The organism is Allobosea sp. OAE752 (assembly GCF_050433265.1).
GTDB lineage: Bacteria > Pseudomonadota > Alphaproteobacteria > Rhizobiales > Beijerinckiaceae > Allobosea > Allobosea spartocytisi.
The window spans coordinates 768,191-790,544 of record NZ_JBNPXO010000001.1; the positions used below are offsets into that span (position 1 = coordinate 768,191).

Annotated in this window: 20 protein-coding genes; 10 read left to right on the top strand and 10 right to left on the bottom strand. The window is 69.0% G+C overall.

Going from position 1 to position 22,354, the window contains the following annotated elements:
• The first annotated feature begins 13 nt into the window (after window positions 1-13).
• Window positions 14-826 (top strand): dienelactone hydrolase family protein, encoded by an 813-nt coding sequence (locus GGC47_RS03600; protein WP_185747776.1) that lies wholly within the window; start codon window positions 14-16, stop codon window positions 824-826.
• A 94-nt stretch (window positions 827-920) separates the two neighbouring features.
• Here GGC47_RS03600 and xseA read toward each other — a convergent pair whose 3' ends face one another.
• Window positions 921-2,528, bottom strand: a complete 1,608-nt coding sequence (gene xseA, locus GGC47_RS03605) for an exodeoxyribonuclease VII large subunit (protein WP_142020129.1) — start codon at window positions 2,526-2,528, stop codon at window positions 921-923.
• Between the two features lie 231 nt (window positions 2,529-2,759).
• Here xseA and purD point away from each other — a divergent pair, with 231 nt between their 5' ends.
• The 3 genes from purD to GGC47_RS03620 all read left to right on the top strand — a co-directional run bounded on the left by purD (window position 2,760) and on the right by GGC47_RS03620 (window position 5,999).
• Window positions 2,760-4,037: a phosphoribosylamine--glycine ligase gene (purD, locus tag GGC47_RS03610; RefSeq protein ID WP_142020127.1), complete on the top strand. Its 1,278-nt coding sequence runs from the start codon at window positions 2,760-2,762 to the stop codon at window positions 4,035-4,037.
• Between the two features lie 144 nt (window positions 4,038-4,181).
• On the top strand, window positions 4,182-5,096 hold the full coding sequence (locus GGC47_RS03615; RefSeq protein ID WP_142020125.1) for an alpha/beta fold hydrolase: 915 nt from the start codon (window positions 4,182-4,184) through the stop codon (window positions 5,094-5,096).
• Window positions 5,097-5,123: 27 nt separating this feature from the next.
• Window positions 5,124-5,999 (top strand): patatin-like phospholipase family protein, encoded by an 876-nt coding sequence (locus GGC47_RS03620; protein WP_142020123.1) that lies wholly within the window; start codon window positions 5,124-5,126, stop codon window positions 5,997-5,999.
• On the opposite strand, the gene GGC47_RS03625 is transcribed toward GGC47_RS03620, so the two are convergent.
• A complete protein-coding gene (locus tag GGC47_RS03625) occupies window positions 5,959-6,720 on the bottom strand; it encodes an ArsR/SmtB family transcription factor (protein ID WP_142020121.1) in 762 nt (253 codons plus the stop codon). The two genes, GGC47_RS03620 and GGC47_RS03625, sit on opposite strands and share 41 nt — an antisense overlap.
• Before the next feature lie 105 nt (window positions 6,721-6,825).
• On the opposite strand from GGC47_RS03625, the gene GGC47_RS03630 reads away from it, so the two are divergent.
• Window positions 6,826-7,569, top strand: coding sequence for a sulfite exporter TauE/SafE family protein (locus GGC47_RS03630; protein ID WP_142020119.1), 744 nt, complete (start codon window positions 6,826-6,828; stop codon window positions 7,567-7,569).
• Window positions 7,570-7,674: 105 nt separating this feature from the next.
• On the top strand, window positions 7,675-7,926 hold the full coding sequence (locus GGC47_RS03635; protein WP_038360843.1) for a hypothetical protein: 252 nt from the start codon (window positions 7,675-7,677) through the stop codon (window positions 7,924-7,926).
• An 86-nt stretch (window positions 7,927-8,012) separates the two neighbouring features.
• Here the strand turns inward: GGC47_RS03635 and GGC47_RS03640 are convergent, their stop codons facing one another.
• Window positions 8,013-8,477, bottom strand: coding sequence for a nucleoside deaminase (locus tag GGC47_RS03640; protein WP_142020118.1), 465 nt, complete (start codon window positions 8,475-8,477; stop codon window positions 8,013-8,015).
• A 126-nt stretch (window positions 8,478-8,603) separates the two neighbouring features.
• On the opposite strand from GGC47_RS03640, the gene GGC47_RS03645 reads away from it, so the two are divergent.
• From GGC47_RS03645 to GGC47_RS03660, 4 genes are all read left to right on the top strand, one after another.
• Window positions 8,604-10,799 carry a pseudouridine synthase gene (locus GGC47_RS03645; protein ID WP_142020117.1) on the top strand — a complete coding sequence of 732 codons (2,196 nt, stop codon included), beginning with the start codon at window positions 8,604-8,606 and terminating at the stop codon, window positions 10,797-10,799.
• Window positions 10,800-10,802: 3 nt separating this feature from the next.
• Window positions 10,803-11,363, top strand: coding sequence for a 16S rRNA (guanine(966)-N(2))-methyltransferase RsmD (gene rsmD / locus GGC47_RS03650; protein WP_142020116.1), 561 nt, complete (start codon window positions 10,803-10,805; stop codon window positions 11,361-11,363).
• A gap of 97 nt (window positions 11,364-11,460) precedes the next feature.
• Window positions 11,461-12,201, top strand: a complete 741-nt coding sequence (locus tag GGC47_RS03655) for a hypothetical protein (RefSeq protein ID WP_429066914.1) — start codon at window positions 11,461-11,463, stop codon at window positions 12,199-12,201.
• Window positions 12,198-12,572, top strand: a complete 375-nt coding sequence (locus GGC47_RS03660) for a DUF2019 domain-containing protein (RefSeq protein ID WP_142020113.1) — start codon at window positions 12,198-12,200, stop codon at window positions 12,570-12,572. The genes GGC47_RS03655 and GGC47_RS03660 overlap by 4 nt, the downstream gene beginning before the upstream one ends.
• Before the next feature lie 3 nt (window positions 12,573-12,575).
• On the opposite strand, the gene GGC47_RS03665 is transcribed toward GGC47_RS03660, so the two are convergent.
• From GGC47_RS03665 to ileS, 7 genes are all read right to left on the bottom strand, one after another.
• Window positions 12,576-13,055: a VOC family protein gene (locus GGC47_RS03665; RefSeq protein WP_038360837.1), complete on the bottom strand. Its 480-nt coding sequence runs from the start codon at window positions 13,053-13,055 to the stop codon at window positions 12,576-12,578.
• Window positions 13,056-13,202: 147 nt separating this feature from the next.
• A complete protein-coding gene (mutL, locus tag GGC47_RS03670) occupies window positions 13,203-15,008 on the bottom strand; it encodes a DNA mismatch repair endonuclease MutL (protein WP_142020111.1) in 1,806 nt (601 codons plus the stop codon).
• A gap of 50 nt (window positions 15,009-15,058) precedes the next feature.
• Window positions 15,059-16,354: a M16 family metallopeptidase gene (locus GGC47_RS03675; protein WP_429066917.1), complete on the bottom strand. Its 1,296-nt coding sequence runs from the start codon at window positions 16,352-16,354 to the stop codon at window positions 15,059-15,061.
• A gap of 58 nt (window positions 16,355-16,412) precedes the next feature.
• Window positions 16,413-17,702, bottom strand: a complete 1,290-nt coding sequence (locus GGC47_RS03680) for a M16 family metallopeptidase (protein WP_051987673.1) — start codon at window positions 17,700-17,702, stop codon at window positions 16,413-16,415.
• Window positions 17,703-17,820: 118 nt separating this feature from the next.
• Entirely contained in the window at window positions 17,821-18,483 is a 663-nt protein-coding gene (locus GGC47_RS03685) for a hypothetical protein (RefSeq protein ID WP_038360834.1), read from the bottom strand.
• 74 nt (window positions 18,484-18,557) lie between these two features.
• Window positions 18,558-19,040, bottom strand: coding sequence for a signal peptidase II (gene lspA / locus GGC47_RS03690; RefSeq protein ID WP_038360833.1), 483 nt, complete (start codon window positions 19,038-19,040; stop codon window positions 18,558-18,560).
• Window positions 19,040-22,042, bottom strand: coding sequence for an isoleucine--tRNA ligase (ileS, locus tag GGC47_RS03695; protein ID WP_142020107.1), 3,003 nt, complete (start codon window positions 22,040-22,042; stop codon window positions 19,040-19,042). The genes lspA and ileS overlap by 1 nt, the downstream gene beginning before the upstream one ends.
• Window positions 22,043-22,354 lie beyond the last annotated feature (312 nt).

Consider the following 22,354-nt stretch of genomic DNA (forward strand, 5'->3'; position numbering starts at 1 on the left):
GTTGGCGCGTGTGGTGTGTCTCGTTCTGCTTGCAACCTCGGCGGTCCATGCCGGCGGCTATGAGCGTGTCTCCATCGCGATGGACGGCGGCCATCTCGACGGCGTTTTCTTCCGCCCGCCGGGGCCGGGGCCGTTTCCGGCGGTCGTCGCATTGCATGGTTGCGGCGGTCTGTGGCGCGAGCAAGGCAAGCTCTCGATACGCCATCTGGATTGGGGCGAACGGCTCTCCAATGCGGGCTTCGCCGTGCTGATGCCGGACAGCTATGGCTCGCGCGGGCTCGCCTCGCAATGCGGCGTGAAGGACCTCACCGTCCGGGCCGGGCGCGAGCGGGTCGCCGACACCATGGCCGCCCGCCTCTGGCTGCTGCAGCGCAACGACATCCGGCCCGGCCAGCTCTCCCTGATCGGCTGGTCCGGCGGTGGCTCGACGGTACTCACCGCCATCCGCAAGGACAGGCAGCCGGCAGACCAGATGCCGGATTTCACACGGGCGGTCGCTTTCTATCCGGGTTGCCGCATCCAGTCGGAATCGCCGAGCTTTGCCGTGCGGATGCCGCTGCTGATCCTGATGGGCGAGGCCGATGACTGGACGCCGGCCGCCCCTTGCGGCTACCTCGCCAAGGCGGCGCAGGCGCGCGGCGAGAAGGTCGAATTCGTGACCTATCCCGGCGCGGTCCATGATTTCGATCATCCCCGCCTCGAGGTGAAGGAGCGCGAGAACGTCGCCTTTTCCGCCAATGGCACCGGCAAGGTGATGGTCGGCACCAACCCGGCCGCGCGGGAGGATGCACTCAAGCGCGTCGACGCCTTCCTGAAGGCACCTTGATTCCCTTCAGCGAACCGCTCAACCCTCATGCTGAGGAGCCATTTCGCCGGAAATGGCTCCTCAGCATGAGGGCTCTAGGCTTTCCAACGGCCTGTCAGAACAAATCGCCCTGAGCGGATTTCGGCGGCTCCGATCGCGGCGCCTCCTTGCGCGCCGGACGGGGCTGCGGCCTCGGTGCGGTTCCGCCGCTCCCGGACACCACGGCGCCGAAGCGGCCGTCGCTGACCTCGACGGTCAAGGCCTGGCCCGCCTGCGCCTGGGTGACGCTGCGGATCAGTGCGCCGGCCTCGTCGCGGATCAGCGCATAGCCGCGGGCGAGCACCGCTTCGGGGCCGAGCGAACGGATCAGCGTCCAGAGCGAGTCGAGGCGGTCCTGCCGGCGATGCAGCCCCTGCGCGAAAGCGCGCGTGGCTCGGTCGGCGAGCAGGTTGCCGCGTTCGCGACGCTGGATCAGGCTCTGGCCGAAGGCGTTGCGCGCTCGCGCTTCGAGCGTCGCCAGCCGGTCGCGGGCATGGGCGATGCGGGTACGCTCGCTCGTGATCGCGTTGCCGCGCGCGGCGGCCAGCACGCGCGCGAAACCGTCGAGCTGGGCGCGCAGCCGGGCGAGCGCGATGCGCGGCGAGCGGGCCTCGAGCCGGCGCGCCAGACCTTGCAGGGCCTGTTCATGGGCGCGGGCGTTGCGGGCGAGCGCGGGAGCGAGCCGCGTGGCGGCGAGGTCGAGCCGCTGGCGCGGAGCGGAGAGCACCGCCTCCGGCCCCGGAAGCGCGCGCGCCAGGGCGCGCAAATCGCTGCGGCGCCGATCCGAGAGCCGGCGCATGGCGCCGCCATGCCGGCGGGCGAGGTCGGCGACCAGCGCCATCAATTCGGCGCGGACCGGCACGACCTTCTCGGCCGCGCCGGTCGGGGTGGGCGCACGCAGATCGGCGGCGAAATCGATCAGCGTCGTATCGGTCTCGTGACCGACGGCCGAGACCAGTGGGATGGTCGAGGCGGCGGCGGCGCGGACCACGGCCTCCTCGTTGAAGCCCATCAGGTCTTCGAGCGAGCCGCCGCCGCGCGCGACGATGATGACGTCGGGGCGCGGGATGCGTCCGCCTTCGGGGAGAGCGTTGAAGCCGGTAATGGCGTTGGCGACCTCGGCGGCGCTGGTCTCGCCCTGCACGCGCACCGGCCAGACCAGGACGTGGCGGGGAAAGCGGTCCTCCAGCCGGTGCAGGATGTCGCGGATGACCGCGCCGGTCGGCGAGGTGACGACGCCGATGACGCGCGGCAGATAGGGGATGAGCTGCTTGCGTTCCTCGGCGAAGAGGCCCTCGGCAGCGAGCCGCTTGCGCCGTTCCTCCAGCAGCGCCATCAGCGCGCCGATGCCGGCCGGCTCCAGCGAATCGATGACGATCTGGTAGCTCGACTTGCCGGCGAAGGTGGTGATCTTGCCGGTGGCGATGACCTCCAGCCCATCCTGCGGACGCGTCTTCAGCCGGCCGAAGACGCCTTTCCAGATCACCGCGTCGATCTTGGCGTTCGTGTCCTTCAGCGAGAAATAGACATGGCCCGAGGCGACCGGGCCGCGATAGCCGGAAATCTCGCCGCGCACGCGCACGAAGCCGAAGGAATCCTCGATGGTGCGCTTCAGCGCGCCGGAGAGGTCCGAGACGGTCCATTCGGGCGCATTGCCGGTGGGAACGGTCGATTCGCTGTTCATGGCCGGACCATAGCGGGCGGACCCGACGAGCAGAAGCGTTGCCGTCGCCGCGCCGGGCAGGTATTGCGCAAGGATCCTTTCGGCCGACCTCAGCCCTCATCCTGAGGAGCCACGTCAGCGGCGTCTCGAAGGATGGTCCAGGGGGCGCTGGAGCATCTTTCGAGACGCGTTCCTCCGGAACGCTCCTCAGGATGAGGGCTCACAAACCCGCCAACGCGGATGGGAGCCAGCATGAAGATTCTTCTGATCGGTTCGGGGGGCCGCGAACACGCGCTCGCCTGGGCGATATCGGCCTCGCCGCTCTGCGAGCAGCTCTTCATCGCGCCGGGCAATCCCGGCACCGCGCAATGCGGCGAGAACGTCGCGGTCGATATCGCCGACCATGCCGCGGTCGTCGCTTTCTGCCATCTTCAGGCTATCGGCCTCGTCGTCGTCGGCCCGGAAGGGCCGCTGGTTGCCGGCATCGCCGACGATCTCAGGGCCGCCGGCATCAAGGTGTTCGGCCCCTCGAAGGCCGCCGCCCAGCTCGAGGGCTCGAAGGGCTTCACCAAGGAGCTCTGCGCCCTGTTCAATATCCCGACCGCCGCTTTCGGCCGCTTCACCAGCGCCGACACCGCCAAGGCCTATGCCGCCCGCCAGGGTGCGCCGATCGTGGTCAAGGCCGACGGCCTCGCCGCCGGCAAGGGCGTGGTGATGGCCGAGACGCTCGACCAGGCCAATGAAGCGATCGACATGATGTTCTCGGGCGGTCTCGGCAGCGCCGGCGCCGAGGTCGTCATTGAGGAATGGATGATCGGCGAGGAGGCGAGCTTCTTCGCCATCTGCGACGGCACCAATGCGCTGGCGCTGGCCTCGGCGCAGGACCACAAGCGCGTCGGCGACGGCGACACCGGGCCGAACACCGGCGGCATGGGCGCCTATTCGCCCGCTCCCGTGATGACGCCCGCCATGGAAGAGCGCGTCATGGCCGAGATCATCCGGCCGACGCTCGTCGGCATGGCCAAGCGCGGCATGCCGTTCCAGGGCGTGCTCTTCGCCGGGCTGATGATCACCGCCGAGGGGCCGAAGCTGATCGAATACAATGTCCGCTTCGGCGACCCCGAATGCGAGGTGCTGATGCCGCGCCTCAAGAGCGACATCGTGCCGGCCCTGCTCGCGGCCTGCGACGGCGTGCTCGGCTCCTTCGACCTGCGCTGGGCGGAAGAGGCGGCGCTGACCGTCGTGCTCGCGGCGAAGGGCTATCCCGGCAAGCCCGAGACCGGCAGCGTCATCCGCGGCGTCGAGAAGGCGGATGCGCTGGACGACGTCCTCGTCTTCCATGCCGGAACCACGCTCCGGGATGGTGATCTCGTCGCGCATGGCGGGCGCGTGCTCAATGTGGTCGGCCTCGGCAAGAGCGTGCGCGAGGCGCAGGCGAAAGCCTATCAGGCCGTCGACCTGATCGACTGGCCGGAGGGCTTCTGCCGCCGAGACATCGGCTGGCAGGCGGTGAAGCGCGAGCAAGGCTGACAAAACCGGGCACCCCGCGCGCCTCAATCTCGGCGATTGCTTCTCCTACGCTCTTGCCAAATCCTTGAACGCTCCCCTGCTTTACAAGGGAGAGGATTTCGGCCGGACGGACATCGTCTCCGCCGCCACGGCAAGGGCGCAGCCATGAGCAACATCGACAGCCTGTTTCCCGGTTTCAAGGCCCATTGGGTCGACGGTCCGGTCGGCAAGATCTTCGCCCGCGTCGGCGGTGAAGGGCCGCCGCTCGTGCTGATCCACGGTTTTCCGCAGACCCATGCCGAATGGCACAAGATCGCGCCGGAGCTGGCGAAGACGCATACCGTCGTCTGTCCTGACCTGCGCGGCTATGGCTGGTCGGCGGCACCGCATGGCGATGGCGGGGCAGCGACCTACACGAAGCGCGGCATGGGCGAGGATATCGTCGCCGTGATGCAGGCGCTCGGCTATCTGCGCTTCGGCGTGATCGGGCATGATCGCGGGGCGCGCGTCGCCTATCGCCTCGCGCTCGACCATCCCGGCCGGGTCGAGCGGCTCGCGCTGCTTGATATCCTGCCGACCGTCTCGATGTGGGAGGGCATGGACGCGGCGCGTGCCATGCAGGTCTATCACTGGACTTTCCTGGCCCAGCCCGAGCCGACGCCTGAAAATCTGCTCAAGGCCGATCCGGTCGGCTGGCTCGACCACACCATCGCGAGCTGGAGCCGGGCGAAGAAGCTCGACCTCTTCGACCCGCTGGCGCTGCGCTCCTACGCCGAATCCTTCAGCGACCCGACACGCATCCACGCGTCCTGCGAGGATTATCGCGCCGGCGCCACCACCGATATCGCGCATGACAAGGCCGATCTCGCCGCAGGCAAGCGCATCCTCTGCCCGACGCTGATCCTGTGGGGCGAGGCCGGCATCCCGGCCAAGGGCGCAAGCCCGCTCGAGATCTGGCACGAGACCTTCGCGCCGCAGGCCGAGGGGCAGGCCATCGACAGCGGTCATTTCCTGCCGGAGGAGAATCCGCAGGCGACGCTCGCCGCGCTGAAGCCGTTCCTCGCGCAGCCGCTTGCCTGAAACACCGGCAATGGCCAGATTCGGCTGATGTCGCCGCGCCACGCCGCCCATCGAACCGAAGCCGCGAAGCCTGCCGGCGAATTCGCGCTGGTACTCGGCGCCGGCGGCGCGCGGGGCTTGAGCCAGATTCCGGTCCTCGAAGCGCTCGACGAGCTCGGCGTGAAGCCTTCGCTGATCGCCGGCTGCTCGATCGGCGCGATCATCGGTGCCGCTTATGCGGCCGGCATCCCGGGCTCCGCCTTGCGCGAGCATGTGCTCGGCAGCTTCCGCGACCGGGCCCGGGTCGTGGCGAAGCTGCTCGATGCCCGCGTCGGCAAGCTCGCCGATCTGGTGCGCGGCCTCGGCAACCCCGCCCTGATCGATGGCGAACGCCTGCTCGACCTGTTCTGGCCGGAGGCGGTTCCCGACCGTTTCGATGAACTCGCCATCCCCTTCAGCGCGACGGCGGCCGACTACCACCGCCATGTCGAGGTGACGCTGTCGGAGGGGCCGCTGACGCCGGCGGTCGCCGCCTCGCTCGCCATTCCCGGGCTGGTGCGACCGGTCGCGCTCGGGGGGCATGTGCTGATCGATGGCGGGGCGATCAATCCCCTGCCCTATGAGCGCCTGATGGCGCCGGGCCGGATCGTGCTGGCGATCGATGTCAGCGCGGCGCCGCTTGCCACGAGCGACAGCCGCATTCCCGGTGCGATGGAGACGATCGTCGGCGCCTCGCAGATCCTGACCCGCACGCTGGTGCAGCGCATGGTCGAGCGGCAGCCGCCGGACATCCTGATCCGCAGCGGGCTCGACGGGATCGGCGGGCTCGACTTCTTCAAGGCGAAGGCGATCCTCGCCGCCGCCGAGCCGGTCAAGGACGAGGTCAAGCGAGCGCTGGAACGGGCTCTCGCCGCAGCGGGCTGACGGAAGGCTCGGGCGCATCGCAGCGGAAACCGGGCAAGGCGGCTTCGAGCATCGCGCGCCCCTCCTCCGTCAGCGTCACGGCGCGGCTGTCCTTGCGGCGGCGCGTCCAGCCCATCTCGAAGCAGCGGCAGGCCAGCGCAGCGGCGAGATGGCCGGCGAGATGCGGCCGGCGCTCGCTCCAGTCGAGGCAGGGGCGAAGCGCCGCGCGGCGGGTCTTGCCGCTCTGGCCGGGCTCGACGCCGAGCCGGGCGAAGACCGCCTTGCCCGAGGCTGTCAGCGCATAGCCTCCCTCGCTGGCAGCGAGATGGCCCCCCGTCATCAGCGCATCGTGGATGCCGATGCCGAGCCGGCCGGCGAAATGGTCGTAGCAGGTGCGGGCGAAGCTCAGTTCCGCGCCGACGCGGGACGGCAGGCGGCGCGTCGTTCCTTCCATATTCGCCAGCACCATCAGCCCTTCCAGCGCCGTCGCGACCTCCGGCCCGGCAAGGCGGTAATAGCGATGGCGCCCCTGTGCGGTGACGGCGAGCAGACCGCCCTGCATCAGCTTGGCGAGATGGCCGCTCGCCGTCTGCGGCGCGACGCCGGCGAGCCAGGCGAGTTCCTTCGCCGTCAGCGCCCGGCCATCCATCAGCGCGTGCAGCATGTTGGCGCGGGCCGGGTCGCCCATCAGATGGGCGATCTCCGCGAGATAGGGACCAGAGTAGGCATTTGGCGTGCTCATGGCACCATGATGCGCCGTTCGCGCGCTGCCGCAAGCCAGGACGCTACGGTCAGGGCCGTAGTATCGATCCGAGACAGACCTGCCTCGGAATGCCAGAAGCGGGACATGGACAACACGGCTCTCCTCCTCTTCGTCACCGCGACCTTCGTGCTCGCCGGCTTCGTCAAGGGCGTAATCGGGCTGGGGCTGCCGACCATCGCGGTCGGCATTCTCGGCGTCGTCATGGCTCCGGCCCAGGCCGCCGCGCTGCTGGTCGTCCCCAATCTCGTCACCAATGGCTGGCAGATCGCGACCGGGCCGAAGCTCGTCAAGACGCTGCGCAGGCTCTGGCCGATGCTCGCCACCATCTGCCTCGGCACCTGGGCCGGCGCCGGCCTGCTGCAGCAGCAGAAGGACGGCAGCGCGACGCTCTGGCTCGGCGCGGCGCTGATTCTCTACGCACTGGTCGGCCTCAAGGCGGCGAAGCTGCGGGTGCCGCCCGGCTGGGAGGTCTGGCTCGGGCCGGTCATCGGCTTCGTCACCGGCGTCGTCACGGCCGCGACCGGCGTCTTCGTTTTGCCGGCCGTGCCCTATCTGCAGGCGCTCGGCTTCGACAAGGACGAGCTGGTGCAGGCGCTCGGCATCTCCTTCATCGTCTCGACGCTGGCGCTCTCCTTCGGGCTGATCGGGGCCGGCGCGCTCAACGGCACCGTCGCCTGGCAATCGCTACTGGCCCTGCTGCCGGCCCTGCTCGGCATGGGCGCCGGCCAGTTCATCCGCAACCGCATCTCGCCCGCGACCTTCAAGATCTGCTTCTTCACAGGTTTGCTGGCGCTGGGCGCCTATCTCTGCTGGCGCAGTCTTGCCTGACGGCGCGGATCTTGCTTGGCTGTCCCTGCCGCTTCGCCTGCCGTTAACCGCTCGCTAACCCTATCAGCGCAGCCTCAACCCGAAGCGACAGGAGCATGCCCCGCTATGGATGCCTTCACCATGGTCATCATGGCCTGCGTCTCGGGAGAGCCGCACTGCACCACCTCACGCATCAGCGAGATGGACTTCACCACCGCGCAGGCCTGCGAGGCGCGCATCGACGACATCACGCGCACCATGACCAAGGAATTCGGCAAGCGCCCCGAGTTCAAGGGGCGGCAGGTGACCTATGACGTCTCCTGCATGGACCGCACCCAGCTCGCCCAGAAGTTCGGCATCACCTCGTCCGATACCTGAGCGGCGTTCAGCCATCCCATAGCCCGCATCCTTCGCGACGCCGCTGACGCGGCTCCTCAGGATGAGGGCTGGGCTGTTCCCAAGCCCTACCGCCGCTCGCGGAAGAACTCCCGCAGCAGCGCCGCCGCCTCGCTCTCGCGCAGGCCGCCATAGATTTCGGGCTGATGGTGGCAGGTCGGGCTCTCATAGAGCCTGACGCCGTTCTCGACGGCCCCGCCCTTGGGATCAGCCGCCCCGAAATAAAGCCGCCGGATGCGGGCAAACGAGATCGCCGCCGCGCACATCGGGCAAGGTTCGAGCGTGACGTAGAGATCGCAGCCGATCAGACGCTCGCTGCCGATCGCTTCGCAAGCCAGCCTGAGCGCCAGCATCTCGGCATGGGCGGTGGGGTCCTTCAGCTCCAGCGTGCGGTTGCCGGCGCGGGCCAGCACCGCGCCGTCGCGCATCACCACCGCGCCGACCGGCACCTCGCCACGCGCGGCGGCCGCGCGCGCCTCGTCGAAGGCCAGCGCCATGGCATCGGTCACGGAAGGTGCTTGCGACAGAGACATCGAAAAACCCCAGCTTTGGCGCTCGCGGCGAGGAAAAGCCTCTGCTACAAGCGCCGGTCATAGCGAATAAGCGAGCCAGGCCCTTCCCGCAAAGCGGATGTGCAAAGGCCGGGCTCAGGAGCAGTCATGAAAGACGACGACAACAGCAGAGGCCGCGGCCCCCGCAAGGGCGGCGGAGCCGGCGGCCGTGGCGACGGCAAAGGTTTCGGTGGCAAAGGTTTCGGCGGCAAGAGCTTCGGTGGCAAGGGCCCGGGAAGCAGGAGCCCGGCTGGCCGCAGCGGCGAGGGTCGCGCGCCGGCCCGCGACGGCGCCGAGCGCAAGAACTTTGGCGAAGCCGGCGAGCGCCGCTCGTTCCGCGGCCATTCGGAGGGGGCTGAGCGCCCTGCCCGCCGCTTCGACAAGCCGGCCGAGGGTCGCGCTCCGCGCGCCGAGCGCCCCGCAGGCGACAGGCCGGCGCGGTTCAGGCCCGAGGGTGGGGCCCGCCCCTTCCGCGAACGCACCGGCGAGGATCGCCCCCGTCGCAGCGAGCGCGACGGCGAACGTCACGCCGAACGCCCCTTCCGCGCGCGCGGCGAGGCGGGAGACCGGGCGGAGCGTCCGGCACGGGGCGGGTTCGGCCGCCCGCCGCGCCGCAACGAGACCGGCGACGGCGAAAGGCGCTTCGAGCGTCCGCGCCCGCAACGGGCAGAGCGCGAGCCCCATCGCGAGGACCGGCCACGCCGCCCGCGCGAGGAGGCGCCCACGGAAGGCAAGCTGATCGCGGCGCAGGAGCCGGAGCGGATCGCCAAGGTGATGGCGCGCGCCGGCGTCGCTTCGCGGCGCGACAGCGAGGCGATGATCGCCGAGGGCCGCGTCAGCGTGAACGGCACGGTGCTGGAAAGCCCCGCCCTCGACGTCAAGCCGACCGACGTCGTGCTGGTCGATGGCGAGCCGCTGCCGGCGCGCGAGCGCACCCGGCTCTGGCTCTACCACAAGCCGCGCGGCCTCGTGACCACCAACTTCGACCCGGAAGGCCGCCCGACCGTGTTCGAGGCGCTGCCGGAAGACCTGCCGCGCGTGCTCTCGATCGGCCGGCTCGACATCAACACCGAAGGGCTCCTGCTGCTCACCAATGATGGCGGGCTGGCACGGGTGCTGGAGCTGCCCGAGACCGGCTGGCTCCGGCGCTATCGCGTGCGCGCCTTCGGCGAAGTCACGCAGGACAAGCTCGACACGGTTCGGGACGGCGTCGAGATCGACGGCATCCATTATGGGCCGGTGATCGCCCGCTTCGAGCGCCAGCAGGGCTTCAACACCTGGCTGACCGTCGATCTGCGCGAGGGCAAGAACCGCGAGGTCAAGACCGTGCTCGAGCATCTCGGGCTCGCGGTGAACCGGCTGATCCGCATCTCCTTCGGGCCCTTCCAGCTCGGCGAGATCGCGGAAGGCGAGGTCGAGGAAATCCGCTCGCGCGTGCTGCAGGACCAGCTCGGGATCGAGCTCGCGGCCAAGGCCGGCGCCGATTTCGAGGCGCCGCGCCGCGACATGCTGCCGACCGCCCCGCCCCGCGCCCCGGCCGGGGACGATCGTCCCCGTCGACGCCGCGACGAAGCCCGCCGCGACGACGAGAGCCCACGCCAGCTCCCGCGCGGCGACAAGCCCTGGACCCGAACCGTCTGGCGCGACGCCGAGGCCGCGCCGCAGCGCGAGCGCAAGGCGCCGCCCCGGCGCGGCGCCGATCCGAAGCTGGAACGCGAGACCCGCGAGGCGACCGGCACGGTCGCTCGCAAGCGCGACAAGGCGATCGCCGACCCCAAGGGCCGGCGCGTGCTGGTCGAGCGCATCAGCGCCGCACCGCGCGAGGAAACCGCTCAACCGGAGAGCCGGCGCAGGCCGGACCGCAAGCCCCGCAACGAGCGCGGCAGCGAGGATCGCGCGCCGCGCTCCTTCGAGCGCAGCGGCGGCGACAGGCCGGCGCGGCGCCCGCGCGAGGATGCCGGCGGACGCGACCGCTCCGATGAGCGCCCCTGGCAGGACCGCGCGCCGCGCGGCGAACGCCCCGAGCGCGCGCCGCGTGACGGCACTGAGCGCCCTGCCCGCCGCTTCAGCGAACGGCCGGCCGGCGACAAGCCGCGCGGCCGCAGCTTCGGCGACAGGCCCGGTGGCGGCGAGAAGAGCTTCGGCGCCCGCTCCTCCGAACGCCCGGCCGGGCGCAGCAGCGGCGAGCGCGGCGGCGGCAAGCCGTTCGGCGCACGCCCGTTCGGCAGCAAGCCGGGCGGCGGCGGACGTCCTGGCGGCGGCAAGGGCCCGCGTCCCGGCGGCCCGCGAGGCAAGCGCGACTAAGCGATGCGGATCGTCGGCGGACGTCTCGGCGGCCGGCCATTGGCCGGCCCGAAACCGGGGATCGGCAGCATCAGGCCGACCTCGGACCGCCTACGCGAATCCCTCTTCAACGTGCTCGTCCATGCCTATGACGAGGCGGTCGAGGGTGCGCGCGTGCTCGACCTCTTCGCCGGCACGGGCGCGCTTGGCTTCGAGGCGCTCTCGCGCGGGGCGGGCTTCGCGCTGCTGGTCGATGACGGCACCGAAGCGCGCGGCCTGATCCGCGAAAACCAGATGGCGCTGGGGCTGGCCGGCTTCAGCCGGATCTTCCGCCGCGATGCGACGAAGCTCGGGCCGATCACCGGCATGGTGCCCTTCGGCCTCGTCTTCTGCGACCCGCCCTATCGCAAGGGGCTGGGCGAGAAGGCGCTGGCCTCGGCCCGCGATGGCGGCTGGCTGGAAAAGGACGCGCTCGTCGTGCTGGAAGAGGCCGCGGATGCCGAGCTTGTCTTGCCGGAGGGTTTCGAAGAGCTGGAGCGGCGAGCCTATGGCGAGACGCAGGTGGTGATGCTCCGGGCCTTGTAACCCGCGCGAAGCGCTGAGCGGGGATTGGCGGCGACTTTATCCCCGGCCCCGCTGACGTGCTTAAGCTCCGTATCCGTCGCGGAGATCACACGCACGGATGCCCCTTCTCTCATCGATACAAGACCGGGCGCGAGCCGCTCGGCTGCGCCAAAGCAGGATCGCCAGCAATCTCGCCGGTGAGCGCATGATACGTGCGCTCGCACGGCTGGGAACGCTCGTCGGAAAGGCGGGCTTCAACGAAGATCAGCCCCGCGTTCCCGGTGGCAATGGGCGCGACAGCGGACGATGGAGGTATGTCGAGGGCTACGCACAGAGCCGGCAGCCCGGCATCGGCGACAATGGCGGCCCGTCGCTCGATCCGCCCAAGGACCCAACGAAAGATCGGTCACCGAAGATCAAGGCCGCCAAGGCGCTGGCCAAGGCAATCGCGCGCCAGGCGCTGAGACGCGCCGGCCCGATCGGCGCCGTCGTCACGGCGATCGAAGCAGGGCACTGGCTCTATACGGAGTGGCCCTCGATCCGCTCCTACCAGGACCAGCCGAAATCGCTTGAAGAGCTCAAGGAACAGGCCGGTAAGAAGCGACCAGGCTATGACGACCATCATATCGTCGAGCAAGGCGCGGGCGGACGCGAAGGTTTTCCGCGCTCCGGCATCGACGGCGTCGACAACGTTGTCAGTATTCCGCGATACAAGCATCATGAGATCACGGGATGGTACAGTCGCCCCAATCTGGAATTCGGGATGCAAGCGCCGCGTGACTACCTTCTTGGTCGAGATTGGTCCGAGCATGTCCGGGTGGGTCACCAAGCGCTACGGCAGTTCAAGGTGCTGAAATGAGCCGAAAGCACGATCTCAAGTCGCTGTCGAATGCAGAAATCCTTCAACTCTTCGAGCAGCTCTGCATCGAGCAATATGACGCCATCGAAGGCAACGAGAACGCGCGAGCCAACCGCCTGATCACAAGTACTTTTGCCATGGAAAACGAGCTCAAGTCTCGCCCGGGTGACCAAAGGCGCATCCTCATGAAGCTGTTCGGCCACCCCAACATGCAGGTTCGCTTGGCTGCCGCACGTGCCAATCTCGCCGTGGATTACCTAGCCGCGCGACGTGAGCTTGAAGCCATCGTCGACGAGCAATGGTTTCCGCAGGCCGGCGACGCCGGCATGACACTTTGGAATCTCGACCGCGGCTTCTACCGCCCGACCTGACCCTCACCCCCGCCTTGCCGCCTCGATCGCCGCCACGTCGATCTTGCGCATGTCCATCATCGCGGTGAAGGCGCGCTTGGCTTCCTCGCCGCCGGCCGCCATGGCCTCGGTCAGCACGCGCGGCGTGATCTGCCAGTTGACGCCCCATTTGTCCTTGCACCAGCCGCAGGCGCTCTCCTGGCCGCCATTGCCGACGATGGCGTTCCAGTAGCGGTCGGTCTCGGCCTGGTCGTCCGTCGCGATCTGGAAGGAGAAGGCCTCGCTCTGCTTGAAGGCCGGCCCGCCATTGAGCCCGATGCAGGGGATGCCCGCGACGGTGAAATGGACGACCAGCACGTCGCCCGCCTTGCCGGAGGGGAAATCCGTCGGCGCACGATGCACGGCCTGCACGGCGCTGTCGGGAAAGGTCTCGGCGTAGAAGCGCGCCGCGGCTTCGGCATCCTTCTCGTACCAGACGCAGATCGTGTTCTTGGCGATGGCCATGGTTCGTCCCTTCGCGTTCGATTCGGTTCCGGCCGTCCACGGCCGGGGTGGCGTTCGGCCTCCCTCAGCATGCTCATGGAATGCGCAATCGCCCGCAGCGTTCCATGAGAAGCGCGAAAGGTTGATATCATCATATTTACAACGGCGCTACCGCCGTCCGAACAGCCGCTCGATATCCGCCAGCTTGAGCTCGACATAGGTCGGCCGGCCGTGATTGCACTGGCCGGAATTGGGCGTGATTTCCATCTCGCGCAGCAGCGCGTCCATTTCCTCGGGGCGCATGCGCCGGCCGGCGCGGACGGAGTTGTGGCAGGCCATCGTCGCCAGCACATGGTCGAGCCGTCTTTCGAGCGAACCGGCCGTGCCGTGCTCGGCCAGCGCGTCGGCGACATCGCGGACGAGGCGCTGGAGATTGCCGCCGGCGAGCTGGCTGGGAGCCTCGCGGACCAGCACCGCGCCGGGGCCAAAGGGCTCGATGACGAGGCCGAGGCCTTCGAGCTCGCCAGCCGCCGTGTTGAGGCGGTCGGCATCGACCGGGTCGAGCTCGACCACCTCCGGCAGCAGCAGGGGCTGGCGGGCGATGCCGGAGCGGGCGCGCTCGGCCTTGAGCCGCTCATAGACCAGCCGCTCATGGGCCGCGTGCTGGTCGACGATGACGACGCCCTCGCGGGTCTGGGCGACGATATAGGTTTCGTGAAGCTGGGCCCGCGCCGCTCCGAGCGGCCGGTCGAGCGCATCCGCCGAGGGTTCGGCCAGATGCGCGCGGGCATCGGCCGAGGCCGCGGCGAAATCGGCGAAGCCGGCTTGCGGGGCTGAAAACGATGTCGGCTGCGGCGCGCTCCAGCCGGATGTCTCCGGGAAGGCCGGGCGCGGGATGGCGTTGCCGCTGCCACCCATCGAGAGCACCGCGCGGAAAGCGTCGAGCGTGCGGGCGCCGCCGGTCGTGGTGGCGCGGTGGCCGGCGGCGGCGAGCGCGGCCTTCAGCCCCGAGACGACGAGGCCGCGCACCAGGGCGGGATCGCGGAAGCGCACCTCGGTCTTGGCCGGGTGGACGTTGACGTCGACCGAGCGCGGATCGCAGCCGATATCGAGGAAGAGCACCGGGTGGCGGTCGGAGGGGACGACGTCGGCATAGGCGCCGCGCACCGCCGAGAGCAGGAGCTTGTCGCGCACCGGCCGGCCGTTGACGGAGAGGTGCACGCCGGCCGAGGTGCCGCGGTGGAAGGTCGGCAAGCCGGCGAAGCCGCTGATGCCGAAGCCTTCGCGCTCGGCTTCGATGCGCAAGGCGTTTTCCGGAAAGTCGCGGCCGAGCGCGCGGCCGAGGCGGCGCAGCAAACCCTCCTCGCCGATGGCTTCCGCCGGCCAGTCGAAATTCCCGGCATGCTCGCCTTCGAGCGAGAAGCGGATCTCGGGATGGGCGATGGCGAGGCGCCGCAGCATCTCGGAGACGGCCTGCGCCTCGGCCCGGTCGCTCTTCAGGAATTTGAGCCGTGCGGGGGTGAAGATGAAGAGGTCGCTGACCTCGATGCGCGTGCCGGGCGCGGCCGCGACGGGACGGACCACGCCCTTCTCGCCGGCCTCGACGACGAGGCCCGCGCCTTGCGGGGCATCGTGGCGGCGGGTCGCGATGGAGAGCCGCGCGACCGAGCCGATCGAGGGCAAGGCCTCGCCCCGGAAGCCAAGCGAGCGAATCGCGAAGAGGTCGCCATCCGGCAGTTTCGAGGTGGCGTGGCGCTCGACGGCGAGCGCGAGGTCGTCGGGCGTCATGCCGGCGCCGTCATCGACGACGCGGATCAATTCGCGCCCGCCGCCGGCGATGGTGACGGCGACCGAGCGCGCGCCGGCGTCGATGGCGTTTTCGACCAGCTCCTTCACGGCCGCAGCCGGGCGCTCGATCACCTCGCCGGCGGCGATGCGGTCGACGAGAACAGGGTCGAGGCGGCGAACGGTCATGATTTGCAGGCGATTCCAGCTCTGCCGCAGTCTAGCGCCGAACGGACCGCTCAGGCGAGCCCGACCGGCCGCCCGACCGCCTGGACCAGCAGATCCGGATGGCCGAACAGGCGCTGCGCCACCCGCTTCACATCGGCGAGGGTGACGGCGGCGAAGCGCTCGTTGCGGGTCGCGAGGAATTCCGGCGTGTCGCCGCGCAGGGCCAGATTCAGCAACTCGCCGGCGATCTTGGGCGAGGTGTCGAAGCGCAGCGGATAGGAGCCGATGATGTAGCGCTTGGCCTCCTCGACCTCGTGCTCCGTCGGTCCTTCGGTCGCGAGCTTCAGCATCTCCTCGCGGATCACGGTCATCGACTCGGCCGCGCGGTCGTTGCGGGTCGCGGTCCCGCCGACCAGCATGGCGCTCTCGCGCAGCGGCAGAAGGCTCGAGGAGACGCCATAGGCGAGGCCACGCTTTTCGCGCACCTCCATGAACAGGCGCGAGGTGAAGGCCGAGCCGCCGAGGATGTGGTTGAGCACGCTCGCGGAGACAAAGTCGGGATCGTGCCACATCAGGCCGGGTCCGACGAAGCGCAGCACGGTCTGCGGCACGTCGAGGTCGATGACATGGGTCTGGCCGAGGCCCTGGATCGGCAGCGGCTGCGCGATCTCCGGGCGCGGCTCGCCCTTCGGCAACGCACCGAACAGCGCGTCGAGCCGCCCGGCAAGCTCATCGGCGCCGATATCGCCGACGACGACGATCCTGAGTCCGCTCCGGTCGAGAAGCGTCGGGGTCAGGGCATGCAGCGCCGGGGCCTCCAGCCGTGAGACGCTGTCGATGTCGCCCTTCTCCGGGCGGCCATAGGCATGGCCGGGGAAGGCCGCCGCATAGAGCGCGTTGCGGCAGAGCGATTCCGGATTCTGCGCCTGGCGCTGCAGGCCGGCGATGACCTGCGCCTTGACGCGGGCAACCGCATCGGGATCGAAGCGCGGCTTGTTGAGCGCGAGGCCGAGCAGCTCGAAGGCGGTCTCGCGATGGCTGGAGAGCGTCTGGAGATAGCCGTGGAAATCGTCGCGGCGGGCGTCGAAGCCGAGATTGATCGCATGATCGGCCATGCGGCCCTGGAAGGCCTCGGCATCGAGATCGCCGGCGCCCTCGTCGAGCAGGCCGGAGACCAGATAGGCGCCGCCGGCGGCATCGGCCGGGTCGCGCGACGAGCTGCCGTCGAAGGCGAAATCGATGGCGATCAGCGGGAGGCTGTGTTCCTCGACCAGCCAGGCTTCGACGCCACCGGGCGAGCGCACGGTCTTGACGTCGATGGCGGGGCCGGCGGTGTTGAGCTTCGGAGTCGGAATGGGCGCGTTCATGGCGTTTCCTGTCGGCAGGGCTCGAAGCCCCACCCTTCTCGGCATCGGAGGAGCGACGTCAGGCCGGCAGCAGCAGGCCGGTGACGCTGCGGTCGGGCCTGAGATAGCGGCGCGCCGCCTCGACGACCGCCTCGCGCGGCACCGCCTCGATGCGCTGCGGCCAGGCGAGCACATCGGCGACGGTCTCGCCGACCGCCAGCGCCGAGCCGAAGATCCGGGCGAGCGAAGCCTGGTTGTCGCGGGCGAAGACCGTCTCGGCGACGAGGCGCGTGCGGGCGCGGGCAAGCTCCAGCTCGCTCGGACCGTCGGCGAGGAAGGCCGCGAGCGCGGTGTCGAGCCCGGCCTCCAGCACCGCCATCGCGACGCCCGGGCGCGGGCTCACCGAGAGCTGGAAGGCGGCGCGGTCGACCATCGAGCCCATGAAATAGGCGCTGGCGCCGGCCGCCAGCTCCTCCTCGACGCAGAGCCTGCGATAAAGCCGCGAGGTGGTGCCCCCGCCCAGGATCTCGGCGACGAGCTCGAGCGCGAAGACCTCCTCGGCATTGCCGCTGGTATAGGTGGGCGTCAGCCAGCCGCGGCGCAGGGAGGGCTGCTGCACGCGCGGATCGTTGAGCTGGACGCGGCGCGAGGCGCGCGGATCGGGCTCGATCGGGCGCTCACGCACGGGGGCAGCGCCCCGCGCGGCGATCCTGCCATAGGTCTCCTCCGCGAGGCGGCGCACCTCGGCGGCGTCGGTATCGCCGGCGACGACGAGGATCGCGTTCTCGGGCGTATAGAAGCGCTGGTAATAGGCGAAGGCGTCGTCGCGGTTCAGCCGCTCGATCTCGTGCTCCCAGCCGATGATCGGCGTGCCATAGGGATGATGGAAGAAGAGCGAGGCCGAGAATTCCTCGCCGAGCTGGGCGGCGGGGTCGGAATCGACACGCATGCGCCGCTCTTCCAGCACCACGTCGCGCTCGGGCGCCACCACGCTCTCGTCGAAGGAGAGACCGGTCATGCGGTCGGCCTCGTAATCCATCATCGCGCGCAGATGCTCCTTCGGCACGCGCTGGAAATAGGCGGTGTAGTCGTAGGAGGTGAAGGCGTTCTCCTGGCCGCCAAAGCCAGCGACGATCTTGGAGAACTCGCCCGCCGGCCAGCGCTGCGTGCCCTTGAACATCAGATGCTCGAGGAAATGCGCGATGCCGGACTTGCCCGCCGGATCATCGGCCGAGCCATTGCGGTACCAGACCATATGGGTGACCACCGGCGCGCGCCGATCCGTCACGACCACGACGTCGAGGCCGTTGCCGAGCCGGAAGGATTCGACGGGCTCGGCCAGCCCGGGCTGGCGCGCATGAATGTTCACCGGATGCCGTCTCCCCACTCGGACAGAAAAGGGCGGGCACGATGCGCCCGCCCTGAAAGGAACTTGGTCAGGCGATGCGGTTTCGGCAAGGGGTCCCCTGCCGATCCCGCAACTCGGCCTATTCGGGCTGGATTTGCATCACCGGGCCCTGGCCCGTCACGAACTCGCGCTGGCCGACGGCCTGCTTGTCCTCGACCGGGCCACCGCGGCCGGGGCCGAGCACGGCGGTGTCGGCAGGCCGGCGATACCCCATCGGCGGCTCGATGAGCGTGGTGCGCTGCGGCTCGCTGCCATAGGTGAGGTTGTCCTCGGCTGCCTGGTCGCGCCGCGCGGCAACCTCCTTGCCGACCCGGATCGGCTTGATCTGGTTGTCGTAGTTGCTGTTGTCGCCCTCACGGATCTCCGGCTGCTGCGGACCGCGCGCCGAGGTGCGGCCCTTGCGCAGTTCTTCCTGCGACAGCATCGGGTTGTTGCGCGCCTTCTCGGTCAGCACATAGGGGGTGACGTTCTTCGCGTTCCTGCGGCGCTCGACATCGGGATCGGTCGGCCAGGCGGCGTTGCGGGCGCTCCCGGCGTCCTGCGGACGCGGCAAGGCGGAGTTCGGCGGCACCACGAGCGGGGCGCGCTCGCGATAGTCGATGTCGTCGCCCGGCCCCTTGCCGCCGACGACACCTTCCAGCAGGTTCTTGAACAGCATGCCTTCCTGAGCGAGGGCAGGCTGGGCCGCAAGCACAAGCCCGCCGGCGAGCAGCAGATGCGTCACGCGGATGCGTTGCGCCATGTCATATCTCCCTTTGGACAATCTCACCCTCGCCTCAACCACAGACGAACGGCGAAAGGATGGCGAAATCGTCGTCAAGCCGTCTTTTCCCCAGCCGGCCGGAAGGACTCATACAGGAGACCCAGCACGCCGACAACGATCGCGACATCGGCGATGTTGAAGATATACCAGCTGAAATTGCCCCAGTGGAGATGGACGAAATCGACGACCGCCCCGTACCAGGCCCGGTCGAGCCCATTGCCGAGTGCGCCGCCGATGATCAGCGCCAGGCTGAAGACGGTGAAGCGGCTTTCAGTCCGCCACATCCAGCGCCAGAGCCAGATCGCGGCGACGAAGGAGATCGCCACCAGGAGCCAGCGTCCGAGATCCGTGCCCTGCTGGAAGAGCCCGTAGGAGATGCCGCGATTCCAGGCGAGCACGATCGTCAGGAACGGGGCGAGGTCGAACGGGCCGTTCTCCGCCAGCCCGACGCCGTAGAGCAGCCAGCATTTCAGGAGCTGATCCGAAATGAAGATGATCAGGACCGTGAGCAGGCCGAGGCGGCGGGCGGACGTCATCAGGCGCGCACCCCGAGTTCCTTGAGCGCCTTGGCGTCGCGCGGCGTCACCTCGGGATAGGCCGGATCGGCCGTCGCGGGATCGAAATACTTCCAGGAGCGGGCGCATTTGATGCCCTCGGCGCGATGCGGCACGACCGCGACGCCCGGCACCTCGGCGAGACGGAAGGCCTCCGCCGGCCCCTCCCCGCTCTCGATGCGGATGTCCGAGGTGATGCTGACTTCGGCGAGGTCGACGCCGGAGAGCGCCGCATAGAGATCGGCATCCGCAACGAAGACCTGCGGCGCAGCCTCCAGCGAGGAGCCGATGCGCTTGGCGGCGCGCTCCAGCTCCAGCGCGCCGGTGACGACGCGGCGGACGCGGCGGATCTTGGACCAGCGCTCGGCGAGTTCGGGATCGAGCCAGCCCGCCGGCGCCTCGGCGAAGAGCTCCAGATGCACCGAGCCGTCCTGCGCCTTGGTGTCGGGATAGCGCTCAAGCCAGGCTTCCTCGGCGGTGAAGACCAGGATCGGCGCGAGCCAGGTCGTCAGGCAGCGGAAAAGATGGTCGACCACGGTCAGCGCGCTGCGGCGGACATGGCTCGACCGGGGATCGCAGTAGAGCGCGTCCTTGCGCACGTCGAAATAGAAGGCCGAGAGCTCGGTGTTCATGAACTGCGAGAGCAGGAACACGACCTTCTTGTAGTCGTAGGTGCGGTAGGCTTCCTCGACCTGCGGGCCGAGCTCGGCGAGGCGGTGCAGCATCAGCCGCTCCAGCTCCGGCATGGTCTGCGGCTCGACGACGCGGATCTCCTCGCTGAAATGGGCGAGCGTGCCGAGCATCCAGCGCATGGTGTTGCGCAGCTTGCGATAGGTCTCGACGAAGGTCTTGAGGATCTCCTTGCCGATGCGCAGATCGTCGGAATAATCGGCCGCCGCGACCCACAGGCGCAGGATGTCGGCGCCGGAGTCCTTGATGATGTCCTGCGGCGCGGTGACGTTGCCCTTCGACTTCGACATCTTCTCGCCCTTCTCGTCCAGGCAGAAGCCATGGGTGAGGACAATGTCGAAGGGCGCGCGGCCGCGCGTGCCGCAGCTTTCCAGCAGGCTCGAATGGAACCAGCCGCGATGCTGGTCCGAGCCTTCAAGATACATCACCCGGTCCTTGCCGCCATCGACGATGCGATGGGTCTTGAGGTCGGCGCGCTTCTCCAGGGTGAAGGCATGGGTCGAGCCGGAATCGAACCAGACGTCGAGCACGTCGGTGACGCGCTCGTATTTCGCCGGATCGTAGCCGAAGGGCTTGAGGAAGCGGGCGCCGTCCGTGTCGGTGAACCAGGCGTCGGCGCCCTCGGCCTCGAAGGCCTCGGCGATGGCGGCGTTGACGGCCGGGTCGACAAGGATGTCCTTGCTCTCCTTCTCGACGAAGACGGTGATCGGCACGCCCCAGGCGCGCTGGCGCGAAACCACCCAGTCAGGCCGGTTGGCGATCATGCCGTTGATGCGGTTCTCGCCGGCGGCGGGCACCCATTCGGTCTGCTTGATCGCCTTCAGCGCGCGGTTGCGCAGCGTGTCGGCATTGCCGCCGGCAACCGGCTTCGGATCGGCCGCGTCCGGCACGCCGGCCTCGCCGATCGGCTTGTCCATGGCGATGAACCATTGCGGCGTGTTGCGGAAGATGACCGGCTTCTTCGAGCGCCAGCTATGCGGATACTGATGCTTCAGGCGGCCGCGCGCGACGATGTTGCCGGCCTCGACCAGCGCCTTGATGACGACATCGTTGGCGTTGCCCTTCTCGCCCTTGTCGGTGATGACCTGCGCGCCCTCGAAGCCCGGAGCCTCCTTGGTGAAACGGCCATCGGCGTCGACGGTGTAGGGGATGCGGGTCTCGATGCCGCGCTCGTGAAGCTGGCGGCCATTCGCGGTCCAGACATCGAAGTCCTCGCGGCCATGGCCCGGCGCGGTGTGGACGAAGCCCGTGCCGGCGTCGTCGGTAACGTGGTCGCCATCCAGGAGCGGGACATCGAAATCATAGCCGTGACCGCGCAGGGGATGGGCGGCGGTCAGACCGGCAAGCTGCTCGGCCGGGACATCCGCGACCAGCTCGAACGCCTCGACCTTGGCCGCCTTGAAGACGCTCTCGGCCAGGTTCTTGGCGAGGATGTAGGTCGCGCCGACCTTCGCCCAGTTGTTCTCGGCAGCCGCCGTGACCTTGTAGAGACCATAGGCGACCTTGTGGTGATAGGCGATCGCGCGGTTGCCGGGGATCGTCCAGGGCGTGGTCGTCCAGATGACAATCGCGGCGCCGGCAAGCGGCGCCGGCGCGTTCAGCACCGGAAAGGCTGCATAGACCGTATCGCTCGTATGCTCCTCATACTCGACCTCGGCCTCGGCGAGCGCGGTCTTCTCGACCACCGACCACATCACCGGCTTGGAGCCGCGATAGAGCTGGCCGGTCTCGGCGAACTTCATGATCTCGCGGGCGATCTGCGCCTCGGCCGGATAGGCCATCGTCAGATAGGGGTTGGCCCAGTCGCCCTCGACGCCGAGGCGCTTGAATTCCTCGCGCTGGATGTCGACCCATTTCTCGGCGAAGGCACGGCATTCCTTGCGGAACTCGACGACATCAACGTCGTCCTTGTTCAGGCCCTTGGCGCGATACTGCTCCTCGATCTTCCACTCGATCGGCAGGCCGTGGCAGTCCCAGCCCGGCACGTAGTTGGAATCATGACCGAGCATCTGCTGCGAGCGGGTGACGAGATCCTTCAGGACCTTGTTGAGCACGTGCCCGATATGGATGTTGCCATTGGCATAGGGCGGCCCGTCGTGGAGCACGAATCTGTCGCGCCCCTGCCCGGCTTCACGAAGCTTGCGATAGAGATCGATCCTCGCCCAGCGGGAGAGCAGCTCCGGCTCGCGCTGCGGCAGGCCCGCGCGCATCGGGAACTCGGTCTGGGGCAGGAACAGCGTCTGCGAATAATCGACGCTTGCGGCAGGCTGGGCGGTCTTCGTCTGTTCGGTCATGTTCCGGCTCGGGCCATCGGGACGGCGGGCCCTTCATCGGGCTCCGGCGCATCCTCGTTTGAAACGGGAAAAGCGGTCTTCAACCCGGACTGCGCAAGCGCCCGCGCCTTGGTTCAGCGCGAGGCGGCAGCCGGGCCCGTAATTCGCCGGGACAAATCGATCGACAGGGCGCGTTCAGCGAGCATGGGGGGCTTCTATAGCATCGGACCGAAAAGTGGAATCCACTTTTCGGAATCGATCCGATGCAATCGACATCCTGATCGAGCGCCTTTTTCGCGCCCTATTGGGCGCGCGGCGATCGAGCAGGCGGGG

What these genes read in the sequence shown, in the direction of transcription:
- xseA (WP_142020129.1), bottom strand. Translation starts at nt 2,528, where the DNA reads ATGAACAGCGAATCGACCGTTCCCACCGGCAATGCGCCCGAATGGACC.
- purD (WP_142020127.1), top strand. Translation starts at nt 2,760, where the DNA reads ATGAAGATTCTTCTGATCGGTTCGGGGGGCCGCGAACACGCGCTCGCC.
- GGC47_RS03615 (WP_142020125.1), top strand. Translation starts at nt 4,182, where the DNA reads ATGAGCAACATCGACAGCCTGTTTCCCGGTTTCAAGGCCCATTGGGTC.
- GGC47_RS03620 (WP_142020123.1), top strand. Translation starts at nt 5,124, where the DNA reads ATGTCGCCGCGCCACGCCGCCCATCGAACCGAAGCCGCGAAGCCTGCC.
- GGC47_RS03625 (WP_142020121.1), bottom strand. Translation starts at nt 6,720, where the DNA reads ATGAGCACGCCAAATGCCTACTCTGGTCCCTATCTCGCGGAGATCGCC.
- GGC47_RS03630 (WP_142020119.1), top strand. Translation starts at nt 6,826, where the DNA reads ATGGACAACACGGCTCTCCTCCTCTTCGTCACCGCGACCTTCGTGCTC.
- GGC47_RS03635 (WP_038360843.1), top strand. Translation starts at nt 7,675, where the DNA reads ATGGATGCCTTCACCATGGTCATCATGGCCTGCGTCTCGGGAGAGCCG.
- GGC47_RS03640 (WP_142020118.1), bottom strand. Translation starts at nt 8,477, where the DNA reads ATGTCTCTGTCGCAAGCACCTTCCGTGACCGATGCCATGGCGCTGGCC.
- GGC47_RS03645 (WP_142020117.1), top strand. Translation starts at nt 8,604, where the DNA reads ATGAAAGACGACGACAACAGCAGAGGCCGCGGCCCCCGCAAGGGCGGC.
- rsmD (WP_142020116.1), top strand. Translation starts at nt 10,803, where the DNA reads ATGCGGATCGTCGGCGGACGTCTCGGCGGCCGGCCATTGGCCGGCCCG.
- GGC47_RS03655 (WP_429066914.1), top strand. Translation starts at nt 11,461, where the DNA reads ATGCCCCTTCTCTCATCGATACAAGACCGGGCGCGAGCCGCTCGGCTG.
- GGC47_RS03660 (WP_142020113.1), top strand. Translation starts at nt 12,198, where the DNA reads ATGAGCCGAAAGCACGATCTCAAGTCGCTGTCGAATGCAGAAATCCTT.
- GGC47_RS03665 (WP_038360837.1), bottom strand. Translation starts at nt 13,055, where the DNA reads ATGGCCATCGCCAAGAACACGATCTGCGTCTGGTACGAGAAGGATGCC.
- mutL (WP_142020111.1), bottom strand. Translation starts at nt 15,008, where the DNA reads ATGACCGTTCGCCGCCTCGACCCTGTTCTCGTCGACCGCATCGCCGCC.
- GGC47_RS03675 (WP_429066917.1), bottom strand. Translation starts at nt 16,354, where the DNA reads ATGAACGCGCCCATTCCGACTCCGAAGCTCAACACCGCCGGCCCCGCC.
- GGC47_RS03685 (WP_038360834.1), bottom strand. Translation starts at nt 18,483, where the DNA reads ATGGCGCAACGCATCCGCGTGACGCATCTGCTGCTCGCCGGCGGGCTT.
- lspA (WP_038360833.1), bottom strand. Translation starts at nt 19,040, where the DNA reads ATGACGTCCGCCCGCCGCCTCGGCCTGCTCACGGTCCTGATCATCTTC.
- ileS (WP_142020107.1), bottom strand. Translation starts at nt 22,042, where the DNA reads ATGACCGAACAGACGAAGACCGCCCAGCCTGCCGCAAGCGTCGATTAT.